This window comes from Melghiribacillus thermohalophilus, from assembly GCF_004342905.1.
GTDB lineage: Bacteria > Bacillota > Bacilli > Bacillales > Alkalibacillaceae > Melghiribacillus > Melghiribacillus thermohalophilus.
In genome coordinates this window covers 140,198-155,371 of record NZ_SMAN01000002.1, presented here as the reverse complement: position 1 = coordinate 155,371, position 15,174 = coordinate 140,198, and the positions used below count along the sequence as shown (strand labels likewise).

Below are 15,174 nucleotides of genomic sequence, written 5' to 3'. Positions count from 1 at the left end.
TAGTCTCACCTGACTTTCGGTTAAATTATGCTTCCGATCCTTCCTTTTTCAGGATGTTTTCTAAAAACGGACGCAATTTTTCCCTTAAATTTTGATCCTGCATGGCAAATTCAATAGTTGTCTGAATAAATCCTAATTTTTCTCCTACATCATAGCGTTTACCTTCAAAGTCATAAGCAAACACCCGCTGAATTTTGTTCAGTTCCTGAATGGCATCAGTGAGCTGAATTTCACCGCCAGCACCAATCTTTTGTTCTTCCAGAAACATAAATATTTCAGGATTGAGAATATAGCGGCCCATGATGGCCAGGTTAGAAGGTGCCGTACCCTGTGGCGGTTTTTCTACAAAATCTTTAACCTGATACCTTCTTCCATCTTGATCCATTGGGTCAATGATGCCATAACGATGGGTATCTTCATCCCTTACCTGTTGAACTCCGATAATCGAAGCTGAAGTCTGTTCGTATTCATAAATCAGCTGTTTCAGACATGGCACCTCAGACTGGACAATATCGTCTCCCAGCAGGACCGCAAACGGTTCATCACCGATAAATTTTCGGGCTACCCAGATGGCATGTCCCAGCCCCTTAGGTTCTTTCTGTCGAATATAATGAATTTCCACCTTTGAAGGCTGGCGTACTTTCTCCAGAAGGTCATATTTTTCTTTTTCCATTAGGTTTTGTTCCAGTTCAAAATTATTATCAAAATGATCCTCAATGGCCCGTTTCCCTTTTCCGGTGACAATGATAATATCTTCAATTCCTGAATCAATGGCTTCTTCGACAATATATTGAATCGTCGGTTTATCGACAATAGGCAGCATCTCTTTTGGCATTGCCTTTGTTGCCGGAAGAAATCGGGTACCCAGTCCGGCTGCTGGAATAATGGCTTTTCGGACCTTTTTCAATTTCATTCCCCCTGTTTATACTTTGGCCTTGCTACGGTAAACACTTGGACGGCCGATTGAATGGTATTCCAGATCATGTTTTTCCACTTCTTCGAGGGCGTAACAGTTTCTACCATCAAACACTATGGGTGTTTTCATATATTTTGAGTACAGGTGTAGTTCAAATTCGACGATTTCTTTCCATTCCGTCGAAATAAACGCAATATCCGCATCTGCCAGAACATCCTCAATATTATCTGAGTATTCTATTGAATCTCCCAGAATACGTTTGGCATTTTCCAGCGCAATGGGATCATAACCTTTAATTCTGGCACCCTCTTGAATAAGCATGTTGGCAATAACGACTGACGCGGCTTCCCTCATATCGTCTGTATTCGGTTTAAAAGCCAGTCCCAGGATGGCTACCGTTTTTCCCTCAAGCGAACCGAAAAAACCTTTTGCTTTTTCCACCAGTTTCGCCTGCTGGACATTATTTACACGAATGACTGATTCTAGCAGTTCAAACTTATGGTCAACATTTCCGGCCATTTGCACCAGTGCCTTCGTATCCTTTGGAAAACAGGATCCCCCGTAACCGATTCCGGCTCGCAAAAACTGATTGCCAATCCGATGATCCAGTCCCATTCCGTATGCAACGTCTTCAATATTGGCGCCAAGCTTTTCGCATATATTCGAAATTTCATTGATAAAACTGATTTTCGTTGCCAGGAAGGCATTTGATGCATACTTGATCATTTCAGCACTGCGAATATCCGTCTTAACAACAGGAATGCCAAAGGGTTTATTAATTTCTTCAATCATGGTAGCTGCCTTCTCGTTGTCTGCACCAATGACAATCCGATCACCATGGAAGGTATCCTGTACCGCAGAACCTTCCCTTAAAAACTCTGGATTGGATACAACATCAACCTGAACATCTGAAACCAGATTTTCTTTAATGACCTGTCTTATTTCGTCATTCGTTCCAACGGGTACGGTACTTTTGGTAACTACGATTACATCCTGCTTGATATTCCGGGCAATATCCCTGGCAACCTGATGCACATATGAGAGATCAGCCGAACCATCTTTTTTTTGAGGAGTACCAACGGCTATGTATATGACTTCTTTTTGATGAAATCCTGTCTGATGATCGGTTGTGAATGTTAACCTGCCATTGTTGATATTTTTCAGCATCAGTTCTTCTAAGCCTGGTTCATAAATCGGTGATTTCCCCTGTTTTAGCAGTTGAATTTTCTGCTCATCAATGTCAATGCAGGTAACGTGATGCCCAATATCTGACAGACATACTCCTGTAACCAGGCCCACATATCCTGTTCCGACAACCGCTATGTTTCTCATCATATACCGAACCTTTCTAATTGGTTTTTTTCTGTACATTTAGATCGTACAGTTAATGTGCACTAATAAAGATCCCCATTTTTTGCAAATGGGGAAAACATGGAATTACACACCAACCGACGGCTCGTTCACCGGCTCTGTATTCTTCCAGTAACTTCTTAAAAACACGTATCCTGTGCCCGCCATTAATCCCAGGACAACGGCTATGGCGATGTTCAGCATTTTATTTGGTCCGACAGGATTCTGCGGTGGAAATGCTTCGGCAATGGTTTCGACTTTATTTTGAATCAGCTCTGCAGAACTGATGCTGCGGGCTTCTTCGTATTTGGTATAGTAGGAATTATAAAGTTGTGTCAACTTATTAATTTTCGTATTGATCTGTTCAAATTGTACCTGCTTTTCTTTATCCAGATTTCGCAATTCATCTAAAAGCTCCTGATTGGCTTCCATGATGTACTGGGACCCGGAAGCTGTTTGCTGGAACAGGATTAAAGCAGGCAGGCCGGCATCCGCTTTTAGCTGATTGTATTCAGCAATGGCCGCATCCAGGTTTTTCTGTTCTTCTGTCATTTTTTCTTCATATTCGGTCATTAATGCCTGAAGCTGGGTATGTACTTGTTCCGCTGTCAGTGTTTTTGATTCGGCGACAACGGTATTAATAATGCTGGCAAGCTGTTCGGGGTCTTTGCCCTCCATGGATATCGTAATTAAGTTTGTATTTTCCTTGTTTTCAATTTGCAGTTTTTGCTGCAACGATGACACCGTCCATACTTCCGGATCCAGGTTCTCTTTATCAATCACCCGTGATAACAGTTCCGGCGATTTTAATTTTTCCACGTAGACCTGTGGAGTCATGACCCCTTCTAAATATTCATTAAAGGTTGTCTCCGTCTGGTTTATATGATTGACCATCATAGTTGAACTGGCTTTATAGGTCGGATCGATCACAAAAAAGCTGAAAACGGCGCTGATTGCCACGGCAACTGCAGTCACACCTGCGATGATCCATTTGCCGTCCAGCATGGTTTCAATGATTTCCCGTAGACTGATTTCCTCTTCCATCCCTTGCTCTCCCTTTTACAAATTGTTCTGAATCTTTTGATCTGGTAAGCACTGGCTTACATAAGAAATTATAGCATAGAATGACAGATTTTCGACAGATAGAATTGTAGATTTATGTTTTTTCTTTAAAAAGAAGTAAAACGTTTACGACAAGCTTTTCTTTTTACTGCCGGTTCGATACACCTGACAAATATCCTATATCTAAAAACGAATAGGTATGAAGTTGCAACACGTTATTATGTTGGGATTAGTTCTTTTTTCACAGTCTCTTCCTATTTTATCGTTGCCGAATTTCATAGGCAAGGGGGTATTTTTGTCGAAAATTCTTTATACTTTTATTTGAATCGATTAATTATAGCATTCGATCAATACCTTTATTTTATGTCTGTTTTTGATGCGCTATCGTAAAAATTCCTTGAACCTGACCTGCGAGTAGAAACTTCTGGCATGTTGAAAGGTATGATTCAATTTCGACAAGCTACGAAATTTGGTACCCATCTTACTCTCCTTTAGACGTTTTTTAGCTCCATAGAGGAATAAAATTCATTTTTCCACTCTCTTTCTGCATTTTATGAGTTTTTTGTTAATTTCCCGGGAAATTTCATTCGACAGATGACGGCCCCGCAGGAGCTCGAAAAAGATTACGTTTATAAATACTTGGTGAGCCCGGGGGAAGGCTCCCCGGGATTAGCATTTAATAACGCTGTTTCAGAAATTCACAGTTCTTGAGTTTTTTTCTGGCGAGTTTTCCCCAGTTTTTGACGGCGTCGATCGTGGTGTTGTGATTTCGGGCGATTTCTTTGATAGATTTTCCTTCTACAATATGTTCGTTCACGTAAATCCACTGTTTGTCGGTAAGCTGGCCACGGACCATTCGCCAGAAATAGGGATCCAATTCCTCCATTTCCTCGTGTATGCAGCCAATAACCGGAAAATCTTCAGCCGGTCTCTCCCGCTCGGTGTAACGGCGCTTCTTCCGGATGGCATCGATGATGCGGCTTCGGATTGTGAAATAAGCGAATCCCGGAAAGTCCCCTTTTGACTCATCATACTTTCGGCAGGCTTCCCAGAGGGCCAAAAGCCCTTCGTGGTAGAACTCCTGATAGGAATCGTGAATCCCCAGACGGTGAATCACATGGTGGATCATGTTCCCGTACTCTTCAACCACTTCTTCATACGACAATCCTTTCATCATAACCTCTTTCCGAAAAGCGCGCTCTTCTGTGTGTATTCCGCGGTTATGATGATGGTAGAAAAATTTTTTCGAAAAATCACATCTCGATTTAGCCGTTTTTCAGCTCAAAATTGGCAAAATTGCTATAGGAATTTTGCCAAAATTAAAGCCGTTCGACATCGATTCTGGTAAAACGGAAAATCGTAAGACAACTTTCGCCATGATTGAGGGAGTGACTGACTCCATTGCAGATTGCACGAAAGAAGAGAGGTAACCCCTTATGACAAATATCGACAATATTCGGGAGGTGACTGGCACTTAAATTTGGGATATTGGGGTATGCAGATTCATGATTAGAAGGGTGAAAACCCCACCCCTCTAGAATTTCGCTTTTCCATGTGGGCAGTGACTGGTACCAAAACAGGCACCTAAATGGGGCTTGAAGAGGTACTGGAATGGACGTAATTGAATAGTAGCCCGGAAACGAGCCAGAACAGGACATTGACCTGGGGAATGAAGATGAGATTGTTGGCCAGATTTTGTCCCAGAAAGGTCCCGCTTCCAATAAACAGCCCGATAAGCAAAATTTTTTTCAGCAGTTCATCCCTGTTTCTTATGTATTCCCTTCCGATTTGCACGTAGTAATAAAGGTAAATCAGTAAAAAGCTGATCAGCCCGATGGTGCCGGTTTCGGCTGCTACTTTCAGATAGGAGTTATGGACTGAATAGCGGTCATGTCCGATGTCCAGTTCCGGGTATTTTGCTACGGTATCTTTATATCTTTCATAGTAATTGCCGATTCCCACTCCGATCACGGGATGATCACGCCACATGTACCAGCCTGTTTTCCACAGGGTCGTCCGGGATACGACCGCTTTGCTTGTATCTTCTTTGTTTTCTTTAAGGTTTTCCGCAGGTCCGTCTGCCTGATCCGCTCCCTGAGGCTGAATCACCTGAATCGGGATAAAGGATTGAATCACGAGCAGGGATGACACGGCTCTGTTTTCGACGTCCGGCAGATGATAGACAATTGATGCGAGAAACAATGTGGCGATCAGCAGGTGGACCGTCAAAAACTTTTTGAAAAACATTTTTGGCATCATCAAAGCAGTCAGAATGATGGCCAGAACCATAATCACCCAGGCCGAGCGGGTGTAGGTCAACAATTGATTGATGACTAGCATGGAAAAAAGCCCAAAAAAAACGAGCTGCCATGGTTTCTTTTTTACGTAAATGACGGCCACCAGCAGGATAACAGGCAGAACAAAATTAATAAAGCCGCCCCAGTAGTTCGGGTTAACCATCGTGGATGGTACCCGCCCCCAGGCATCATCAAGCGCATAGAGTCCTGCTTTGTTCAGATTAAAATCAAACACAAATTGAAATAGCCCGTAAACAACTGCGATAGTCAGAGTGCCCAGAAAAGTATAGGCAAAATGACGATATTCCATTTGCGTAAATCGGACTTTCATGACAATATAAAACAGGACAACATAGGATATATAGCGCACGATTTCTTTAACAGCCGGCAGCAGGGCAACCGCCTGGCTGAGGGAAATGAGCTGAACCAACAAAAAAATGCCAAATAAATAGAGGAACATATTAACGGGGGTGTCATTAAGTTTGATCCGGCCCTGAACCCATTCCCATAAAAACACAGCCGTCAGCAGCGGGATTAGAAAAACCTCGGCTGATAACGGAACCGGCCCAATATACCCTTTAAATGGGACAAGCGGTATGATAACGATCATCAGCAAAATCACATAATATGTCCATGAATGCTGTTTTTCCATTTTAGAAACTCACCTCAATCCATTTCATCGGGGACCGTGCACCTGATACCACAGACATGCAGCAGCTCCTCTGGTTCTTTAGCTCCATGTTAATCGACGCGGCTGCTGTCCATCCTAAACAACTGTTTCATCATCCATCATCTATGTATGTCCCACAGAATCCAACTTGATTAGAGGTTCACCGTCCAACAATCGTTTCATACGTGGTTTTTACAGAATGAGCCAATTGTTCTAGCGAAAAATGTCTGCGAACGTGGTCATGAAAACGTTCTCCTAAGGCATCCAGTTCTCCTGACTTTTTCTTTTGCTTTGCTTCGCTGATTGCCTCCTTAAGCGCATTCGAATCTTTCACGGGAACAACCCAGCCGTAATTGTCCAGCATCAGGGCAACATCACCGACATCCGTGGCGATAACCGGAGTCTTTTCCCGGGCTGCCTCCAGCAGAGCAAAGGGAAAGCTTTCACTGAGAGATGCCAGGAGCCCCACGTCACTCGTCCGATAAAGATCAGCCACATCGTTCCTGTATCCGAGAAAATGCACCTGTCTGCTCAGGCCAAGATTGGCAGCTCTTTTTTCCAGGGTGGAACGCTCGGGTCCATCCCCTGCGAGCAGCAAATGAACAGTCGGATCTCCTAGCTTTTGCATCGCTTCGAAAACGGAGACGTGACCCTTGATGGGATGCAACCTCGCTGCCATTGTCATGACGAAATCCTCATCTGTCAGCCCGAACGACTTGCGGGCGGTGCCGACTTTCCGCATCGTGATATCCCGGGAAAAGTCGATCCCATTATAGATGACCGTTATTTTTTCCTCAGAAATGCCCAGCTGGATTAAATGTTGCTTGAACCGGCTGGATACCGCAAAAAAATGATCGATTTTATTCAGAGCCCACAGATTCATCCGAGTAAACATCTTCCCCTTCAAACCACCCTGAATAAAATCAAGCCGGGGATCACTATGAATGGTAGACAACCAGGGGATTTGGATTGACCGTTTTGCGAGTGCACCATAAACATTTGCCCTTGGCCCATGGGTGTGGAGCAAATCATAGTTTCCATCTTTCAGGGTATGGATGAGTTTTTTTAATGCGCTTAGATCATAACGGGATCTCTGGTTCAAAGACAGGACGTTCAGCTGTTTATCCCTGGCTTCCTCATATAATGGGCCTGTCTCCATCACCGAAAGCGTAGTCTGGCTCCGGGGAAACCGGGATAACAGGTTGATCATATGTACTTTTGATCCCCCTGTTTCTCCCCCGGAAATCAGATGCATGACTTTCACGATTTTCCCCCCTATCTTTAACAACGTAGGAAATGCCACGCATAGGTGCCAAATATCAGGACTCACGCATCTAATCAGGGCTCGCAATCCAAATATCAAGGCTCACGCTCTTAATATCAGAACTCACACACCTAATATCAGGATTCGCGTTCCTAATATCAGGGCTCGCATCGCAAATATCAAGGTTCGTGCTCCTAATATTAGGGCTCACATCGTAAATATCAGGACTCACGCATCTAATCAGGGCTCGCAATCCAAATATCAAGGCTCACGCTCTTAATATCAGGGCTCACATCGTAAATATCAGGACTCACGCATCTAATCAGGGCTCGCAATCCAAATATCAAGGCTCACGCTCTTAATATCAGAACTCACACACCTAATATCAGGATTCGCGTTCCTAATATCAGGACTCGCATCGCAAATATCAAGGCTCGTGCTCCTAATATCAGGGCTCACATCGTAAATATCAGGACTCACGCATCTAATATCAAGGCTCGCGCTCCTAATATCAGAGCTCACACCTAATATCAGAGCTCAAGCACCTAATATCAGGATTCGCGTTCCTAATATCAGGACTCGTACTTAACTTATCAGGACTCACGCTCGAAATATCTGGGTTTCCGTACCACTTTTTTTAACTACAACATCCTATTTATGAAATACGGGACTGTTTGAATAACACCTTGAAGAAAAATCTTGGCAGGGCGAGCTGTCTCTTCCACCGTTTGGGTTCTGTAATCAGCCGGTATAGCCATTCCAGTCCCGCCTTCTGGAAAACAGCCGGGGCTCTTTTCACTTCTCCGGCGTACACGTCAAAACTTCCGCCTACCCCCTGAAAGATATAGACTGGAAGGCGGTCCTTGTGTTTGCGGATCCAGTGTTCCTGTTTCGGGCTACCCAGGGCGACAAACAGGATATGGGGCCTGGTTGTTTGAATTCGTTCGATCAAGGCCTGTTCATTGGCTGTATAACCGTGCTGATAGCCCGCGATGTCTAGCCCCGGGTACCTGGACTGAATATTTTTTATGGCCCGCTTGAGGACTTCCTTTTTTGCTCCATAGAAAAAGACCCGATAGGCGTGCTGGTGGGCGAGACGGAGCAGGTGGTCCATCATGTCAATCCCGGTTACCCGCTCCCGGATGGCTCCTCCTTTTAAACGGGATGCAAGGAGGACGCCCACGCCATCTGGGAGCTGATAGGTGGATTCGTTAATTAGTTTCCTCAGTTGCTCATCCCGCTGGGCTTTCATGATTTTTTCCGGGTTCACAGCGATAATGGTGGACTGTTTTTGGGCATTCATCCGTTTTTGGATATCATGGATGATTTCCTCGTACGTCAGGGGGCTGACGTTCACCCCCAGATAAGTCTCCTTTTTCATGCTTCACCCCTTCTTACGGATTGGCTTTATTGTCTGCGATTGAGACGGTCCAAACCCATACCTTCTTACGGTTCGATTGGCTTTAAACCGGAAAGATGTCCGATTTTATATAGCGTAATGTCAGGATCATCGGCAATGCAGTTTTTCGTGTCAAAAATAATGGGATGTTTCATCGTTTCGGCAAAAACCGATGGATGCAATTGTTTAAAGGGCTGATGGTCTGCGAGCACTAGAGCGAGATGGGTGTCTTCCAGGGCTTCATGGAGGCCGTATAATTTCAGCGGAATATGTTCCTGTCTGAGCAGTGGATCGTGGCACTTCACCGTATAATTATGTTTGTCTGTCATCAGCTTATGGACAATGGTCAACGCCGGACTCTCCCGGGTATCGTCCACATTGCCTTTATAGGTCAGGCCCAAAATCGCGATTTTTGGATTGGCAATTCTTGATGTGAGCTGCTTGACTTTTTCCACAACAAAAGTGGGCATGGAATCATTGATCTTTCGGGCTGTCTGAATTAAAGATGCCACATCTTTTGCTTTTTCGATCATAAAATAGGGATCGACCGCAATGCAGTGCCCCCCTACCCCGGGACCGGGTTCCAGAATGTTGACCCTCGGGTGCATGTTGGCCAGCTCAATGACTTCGTGAGCATTGATGTTGAGTCTGGCAGCAATTTTGGCCAGTTCATTGGCCAGGGCAATATTAACATCCCGATAGGTGTTTTCCATTAACTTTGCTGTCTCAGCAACCATCGCCTCTGTTTCTATTATTTTCCCATTGATCACAGGTTTATATACTTCGCTGGCCCGTTTGGCTGCTTCCCTGGTCACCCCGCCGACCATGCGGTGGTTTTCAACAAGCTCAATCAAAATTTTTCCCGGAATGACCCGCTCCGGGCAGTGGGCGACATAAAGGTCGTTGTTCTTCGGGTCAAATCCTGCTTTTTGCAGCATAGGAACGATGACATCGTCCGTCGTTCTCGGGGGAATGGTGGATTCAATGATCATCGTATCCCCTTGTTTGATAAATGGAATGATGTCCCGTACTGCCTGTTTAACAAATTCCAGATTCGCCCGTTTGTCTTCATAGACCGGGGTGGGAACGGCAATGATAAAAATATCTGCCTCAGCAGGTGTGGAAGACACCCGTAAAGTTCCTTTTTTTAAACTATCTTTGATCAGCGTTTTTAGACCTGGTTCTTCTAAATGTATTTTGCCCTGCCTGATCGTTTCTATAACTCTGGGGTCAATATCCACGCCCAATACTTCAAAGTTTCTGCTCGCAAATAAAGCCGCAGTGGGTAATCCGATATACCCAAGACCGATTACGCAAATGTTTTTCATCATCAGACACTTCTTTCGTTTAGATTGGCTGAAAAACAGAAGGGAAATCTCAGCAATCATATGTGCAGGACAGGCAACATTGGAAAAACAGGCATGCCCCGGAATCAATGACGGACAGCATGCCAGAAAAGCTCAGATTCCCTGACAGCAGAATAGTTTATTTATTTGATGTATATGAAAGGGAGGCTGGTTGAATATGTCAGAAAAACGATTTTTACGTAAACGTTGTGTAAACCCACTGAATATGTCCGGAAGAAAAAAATATAATTTTACAGGGGAGTCATTTCGGCAACACTTGTAAAAAAAGTGGATTTTCATTCCGGATCAAAGGAAGGGATTCAATGAAGATATTACTTGCAACCATTTTCGATTATCCCCATACCGGCGGGTTATCGACCCATATGACAACCCTGAAATCAGGCCTTGAATCCCAGGGCCATGAAGTGGATATCATCTCTTTTTCAGAAGTGCCCGGATGGAAAAGGCAGTTTCTTGTGAGGGGACCGGGGTTTTTCATGAATCGCTTCTCGGCAGGAAAAGGGTTGCTATATAACTCTGAGAAACGCTCACAGCTGTTGATGACATTGATACGGGATGCACATGAACAGAAGTGTTATGACATGGTGAATGCCCAGGATGTTTATGCCACTTTTGCTTCCATCCAGGCAGGCGCCCCTGTGGTGACAACGGTTCACGGCTACATGACCTATGAGGCGATCAGCCGGGGAACAATGAAAGAGGGAAGCCGGCCTGCCAGGATGCTGCTGGAAAAGGAGAAGCTCGCCTACCAGCAGACCCTTCAGACCATCACCGTGGATCATCGGATCAAGGAATATTTAAAAAAACACGCAGGCGTTGACAGCGTGAAGATTCACAATTTTATTGACGTGGATCAATTTAAGCCAGCGACCGACCAGCGGAATAATCTGCGAAAAAAATATGGTCTGAATGAGAAAAGTTTTTATTTGTTTGTGCCGAGACGGCTGACGAAGAAAAACGGGGTGATCTATCCTGTTCTGGCCATGCCGGTGATTTTGCGGCAGGTGCCAGATGTTCATCTTGTTTATGCCGGCACCGGGGAAGAGGAAATACATATTCGGGCAAAAGCAAAAGAGCTGGGGATTGGTCACCGGGTACATCTGATAGGGGCCATTCCCCATGAACAGATGAAGGATTACTATGCCATGAGCGATTTAACATTGATTCCGAGCATCCATTCTGATGGGGTGGAGGAAGCGACGTCCATTTCTGCGCTTGAAGGGATGGGGGCAGGAATTCCCGTCATTGCTTCATCTGTAGGTGGGCTGAAGGAAATCATTGATCATGAGGTAAACGGTTTGCTTGTAAAGGAAAAAGATACAGGGGAGCTGGCTCATGCCATAGTACGCCTGCTCCAGGATGCTGATTTTGGCAGCCGTCTTGCCAGGAAAGCCAGGGAAAAAATTGAACAGCACTATTCCCATCTTTCTGCGGCAAAATCCTACGTTGATGTATACGATTCCGTGCGAAAATAATTCAAAGAAGGAATGTGGCATGTCCAGTTTAAAACAATCTGCCATCTGGATCACAATATTATCGGTACTGCTTAAAATCCTTGGTTTCTTGCGGGAGAGCATGATTGCCAGTGAGTTTGGCGCCAATGAATATACGGACGGATTTTTGCTTTCATTTACTTTTGTCACATTTATAATTGCCCTGATCGCCAACGGCTTTCACTCCGCGTTTTTGCCTCATTATGTGAATGAGCGGCAGCAGGATGTACAGAAGGCCGATCAAAACGCCAGCGGTCTGTTAAACCGGACGATACTGTTTTTTCTCATTTTATCCGCTGCAGGTTATGGGCTGACCCCGTGGCTGGTCCCCCTTGTCTTTGGCGAAATGCATCCGGTGACAAAAGAGCTGGCTATTGACATCACGCAATTCTTTTTTTTGTTTATGGTGGTGATCGTATTTAGCAGTGTGCTGGATTCCTTTTTGCAGGCCCGCAGAATTTATGTACCTACCCATATTTCAAAAATGATGGGAACCCTGATGGCTACCCTCTTTATTGTGTTTTTTGCCGATCTGTGGGGGGTATACAGCATCGCTTATGGTTTTGTCTTCGGAATGTTTTTAGGGGGGATGATTCAGCTGTATTTTTTGCTGAAAAGTGGTTTTCGCTGGCATGCCCGATTGGACATGGAATCTCAGGTTCACCGCACATTTTTCGTTCTGCTGTGGCCGGCGATTTTACACTCATCAGTGGGGCATATTAATTTGTTTGTGGACAAACTGTTTGCAACGGGAACGGTCAGCGGAGCGGTAACCTACTTAAATAATGCTTCATTGATCACGAGCATTCCGACAGCCATTTTTTCGACTACTTTTCTGGCTATTATTTTCACCCTTCTTTCAGAACAGGTGCGGAATCAGGGGAAGTTTAACGAGACGCTCTTTATGGGATACCAGATTGGGATCTTAGGACTTTTGCCTGTGGCTGCAGGTGTGCTTTTAACAGGTGAAGCTGTTATATCTTTTATTTATGAGCGGGGTGCTTTTACTTCCGTCGATCGAGCCAATACATACCGGGCCTTGCAGTTTTACGTCCCGCTCATTGTAACCCAGGCCATGTCCATGGTGTCGGTGAAAGGAATGTATGCACGGGGACAGAACAGACAAATACTGGCGATTAGTTCAACGACCATCCTTTTAAATATCGGGCTGAACGATATTTTAAGTCATCTGTTCGGCTATCCTGGAATCGCGCTTGCCACCTCCCTTGTTTCGCTGTACTACATGACGGCGGTTATGATTGTTCTATTGAGACAAACCGGCCGAAGGGAATGGCTCCGTTTTTTAAACCTGCTGGCCCGTGCCGGTATCGCTACAGGAGTAATGTCAGCTGCCGTCTACGGACTGATGCAAATCCCTGCCATCGCAGAACTGTATACCCTTCTGGAATTGCTGGTACTGGCAGGCGCCGGGGGCGGAGTATATGCTGCGATTCTAGTTTTGATTGATCGGAAGAGGGTTTTGAAAATGATGCAGTTAGTCAGAAAGCAAAAGAAATAATGTTGGATGACGTGATAAGGATGGGGGAAAGGTTCTGGCAGGCGATATTTACCATATGCTTTTCCGGGGAATTGAGGAGAGATCGTATCCCAGCCTTGAGAATGGGGATTGCGCCTGGAGTTGATGTTGGGCTGTTGCGTCTGGGGCTTGGACTGTTGATCCTCAGGTTTGGGCTGTTGTTCCCCGGGGTTGGGCCATCGCGCCTGGGGCTTGGGCCGTTGCGTCCCGGGATTGGGCCATCGCGCCTGGGGCTTGGGCCGTTGTGTCCCGCGGTTGGGCCATTACTCCCCTTCCTTGGGCCATCGCGTCCCGGGCTTGGGCTGTTGATCCTCAAGCGTGGGCCGTTGTGTCCCGCGGTTGGGCCGTTGCAACCGAGACTTGGGTCATTAGCTCTCCTGATTGGGCCTTGTTTTCCAGTTATATGTCATCGCTTCTATTGGCGGGATGAAATGTACCTACTTCGCGCTCAGGTATTCTCACATGCATTGCAAAAGTTAAATGAAAAGGCGCGTGAATCACGCGCCTTCCTTTTTTATGCAATTTTTACGGAATAATATATTTTGTTTTGCTTTTTACACCTATTTGAGTGAGTCCTGAACGTTTTAACAAATTTTTTATAATCCATCGTGATGGGACTCCTAAGAATGTACGGGCCTTTTCATTCGTTATTTCAGGTCCGAAAATCCATTTATAGTCCTGTAAAGCAGGAATATGGGCCTTTCGATCTCTGTGAAAACATATTGGACATAGCCAATTTCTTCTTTCTCTTACCATCATTTCGTTCCGGCAGCCTGTACACCAGACACCATTCTTAATACGATTGTGAGAAATACTGTAAATATCGATCACCCGGTCTTTTTGAGGTTCACTTGCACCGGCGAGTAATTTTCCAATCGTAACCAATTGTTGATTGGAGTAGATTTTAGATCCATACTGTTTCCGGAGCTCAGGAACACGGTCTAATAATTTCTGAGAAACAATCATATCAGGTATATGACGACTAAATTCTAAAATTGCAGCTTGATGAGAAAATACAATTAACGTATGGATAGGAATGGCAGGCAAATTGTGTTTCCTCAAAAAACTAGCAAGATGATTCCGCTGGATTTGTGCCTGTATGAACGGATCACTAAAACGTTCCAGCTTCCCGTTATCACCCTCACGAACCAATAGTGAAGAATCTGGATTATACCTAATTATTCCGCTATAATTTTTCACCTCTATGATGAGGAAAAAATTGTTAAAAAGAATGAGAGTATCAATTTGAAAATATTTGTCATTATTTTTGAGACGTAAGTTGTGGAGAATGGGGAAAGGTTGCAGATCTAAAATCTCATAAAAATAGTCAAGTGATTTTTCTCCTGCGTAGCCTGATTCAAGACGATGTTTTATATTTTTTAATACTGGATAAATAGAATCTTTCGGATCTAGACGAGGAAGCAGAGATTCCAGTTGTGGAAGAGTGTGAGGCTTGGTTCGGGGAAGTAAGATCATATCTTTTTTACACTCCTTAAGTCATTTTAACTTATATTTTAGATTTTTTTAGAAAAAAGAAAAAACGATAAAATGCGCTTTTTCCATTAGTTATGCTGTCAAAATCATCATAATTGGCCTGGTATTTTTTATGTTTCTGATATTCGACTGTGGAGTTTTTTTCATTTTAACTATATGATCGCGAAATTATCACGGAAATCTCCATTATGATTGGAATCATGTTCTTTATCGCAACAAATATTTAAGTTTTAAACGTTCACTTAAGAATGTAGTAGATCATCGCAGGTGAATATTTCCACCTATAAATATTTGATAATCCCCTTTGGACTGTCATGATAAGTTA

At 44.3% G+C, this 15,174-nt stretch carries 12 protein-coding genes; 3 read left to right on the top strand and 9 right to left on the bottom strand.

Going from position 1 to position 15,174, the window contains the following annotated elements; translation table 11 throughout:
- Window positions 1-25 precede the first annotated feature (25 nt).
- From galU to EDD68_RS03270, 8 genes are all read right to left on the bottom strand, one after another.
- The gene (galU, locus tag EDD68_RS03305; RefSeq protein ID WP_132370811.1) at window positions 26-907 is read right to left on the bottom strand and encodes a UTP--glucose-1-phosphate uridylyltransferase GalU; all 882 of its coding nucleotides are present in this window, start codon (window positions 905-907) and stop codon (window positions 26-28) included.
- Between the two features lie 15 nt (window positions 908-922).
- Window positions 923-2,248, bottom strand: a complete 1,326-nt coding sequence (locus EDD68_RS03300) for a UDP-glucose dehydrogenase family protein (protein WP_132370810.1) — start codon at window positions 2,246-2,248, stop codon at window positions 923-925.
- Window positions 2,249-2,353: 105 nt separating this feature from the next.
- Complete coding sequence (locus EDD68_RS03295; RefSeq protein WP_132370809.1) at window positions 2,354-3,310, bottom strand: GumC family protein; 957 nt, start codon at window positions 3,308-3,310, stop codon at window positions 2,354-2,356.
- 694 nt (window positions 3,311-4,004) lie between these two features.
- Window positions 4,005-4,502, bottom strand: coding sequence for a sigma-70 family RNA polymerase sigma factor (locus EDD68_RS03290; RefSeq protein WP_165902044.1), 498 nt, complete (start codon window positions 4,500-4,502; stop codon window positions 4,005-4,007).
- Between the two features lie 410 nt (window positions 4,503-4,912).
- Entirely contained in the window at window positions 4,913-6,277 is a 1,365-nt protein-coding gene (locus EDD68_RS03285) for an O-antigen ligase family protein (protein WP_132370807.1), read from the bottom strand.
- A gap of 178 nt (window positions 6,278-6,455) precedes the next feature.
- The gene (locus tag EDD68_RS03280) at window positions 6,456-7,550 is read right to left on the bottom strand and encodes a glycosyltransferase (protein ID WP_243646743.1); all 1,095 of its coding nucleotides are present in this window, start codon (window positions 7,548-7,550) and stop codon (window positions 6,456-6,458) included.
- Between the two features lie 664 nt (window positions 7,551-8,214).
- Window positions 8,215-8,940 (bottom strand): WecB/TagA/CpsF family glycosyltransferase, encoded by a 726-nt coding sequence (locus tag EDD68_RS03275; protein WP_132370805.1) that lies wholly within the window; start codon window positions 8,938-8,940, stop codon window positions 8,215-8,217.
- A 65-nt stretch (window positions 8,941-9,005) separates the two neighbouring features.
- On the bottom strand, window positions 9,006-10,286 hold the full coding sequence (locus EDD68_RS03270; RefSeq protein WP_132370804.1) for a nucleotide sugar dehydrogenase: 1,281 nt from the start codon (window positions 10,284-10,286) through the stop codon (window positions 9,006-9,008).
- 341 nt (window positions 10,287-10,627) lie between these two features.
- Between EDD68_RS03270 and EDD68_RS03265 the strand changes: the two genes are divergently transcribed.
- From EDD68_RS03265 to EDD68_RS03255, 3 genes are read left to right on the top strand one after another with little or no spacing between them, the layout of a single operon-like run.
- Window positions 10,628-11,800, top strand: coding sequence for a glycosyltransferase family 4 protein (locus EDD68_RS03265; protein ID WP_132370803.1), 1,173 nt, complete (start codon window positions 10,628-10,630; stop codon window positions 11,798-11,800).
- Window positions 11,801-11,819: 19 nt separating this feature from the next.
- Window positions 11,820-13,337, top strand: coding sequence for a murein biosynthesis integral membrane protein MurJ (gene murJ / locus EDD68_RS03260; protein WP_165902043.1), 1,518 nt, complete (start codon window positions 11,820-11,822; stop codon window positions 13,335-13,337).
- 2 nt (window positions 13,338-13,339) lie between these two features.
- Complete coding sequence (locus tag EDD68_RS03255; protein ID WP_207902531.1) at window positions 13,340-13,891, top strand: hypothetical protein; 552 nt, start codon at window positions 13,340-13,342, stop codon at window positions 13,889-13,891.
- On the opposite strand, the gene EDD68_RS03250 is transcribed toward EDD68_RS03255, so the two are convergent.
- A complete protein-coding gene (locus EDD68_RS03250) occupies window positions 13,881-14,831 on the bottom strand; it encodes a nuclease-related domain-containing protein (protein WP_132370800.1) in 951 nt (316 codons plus the stop codon). The two genes, EDD68_RS03255 and EDD68_RS03250, sit on opposite strands and share 11 nt — an antisense overlap.
- Window positions 14,832-15,174: the final 343 nt, after the last annotated feature.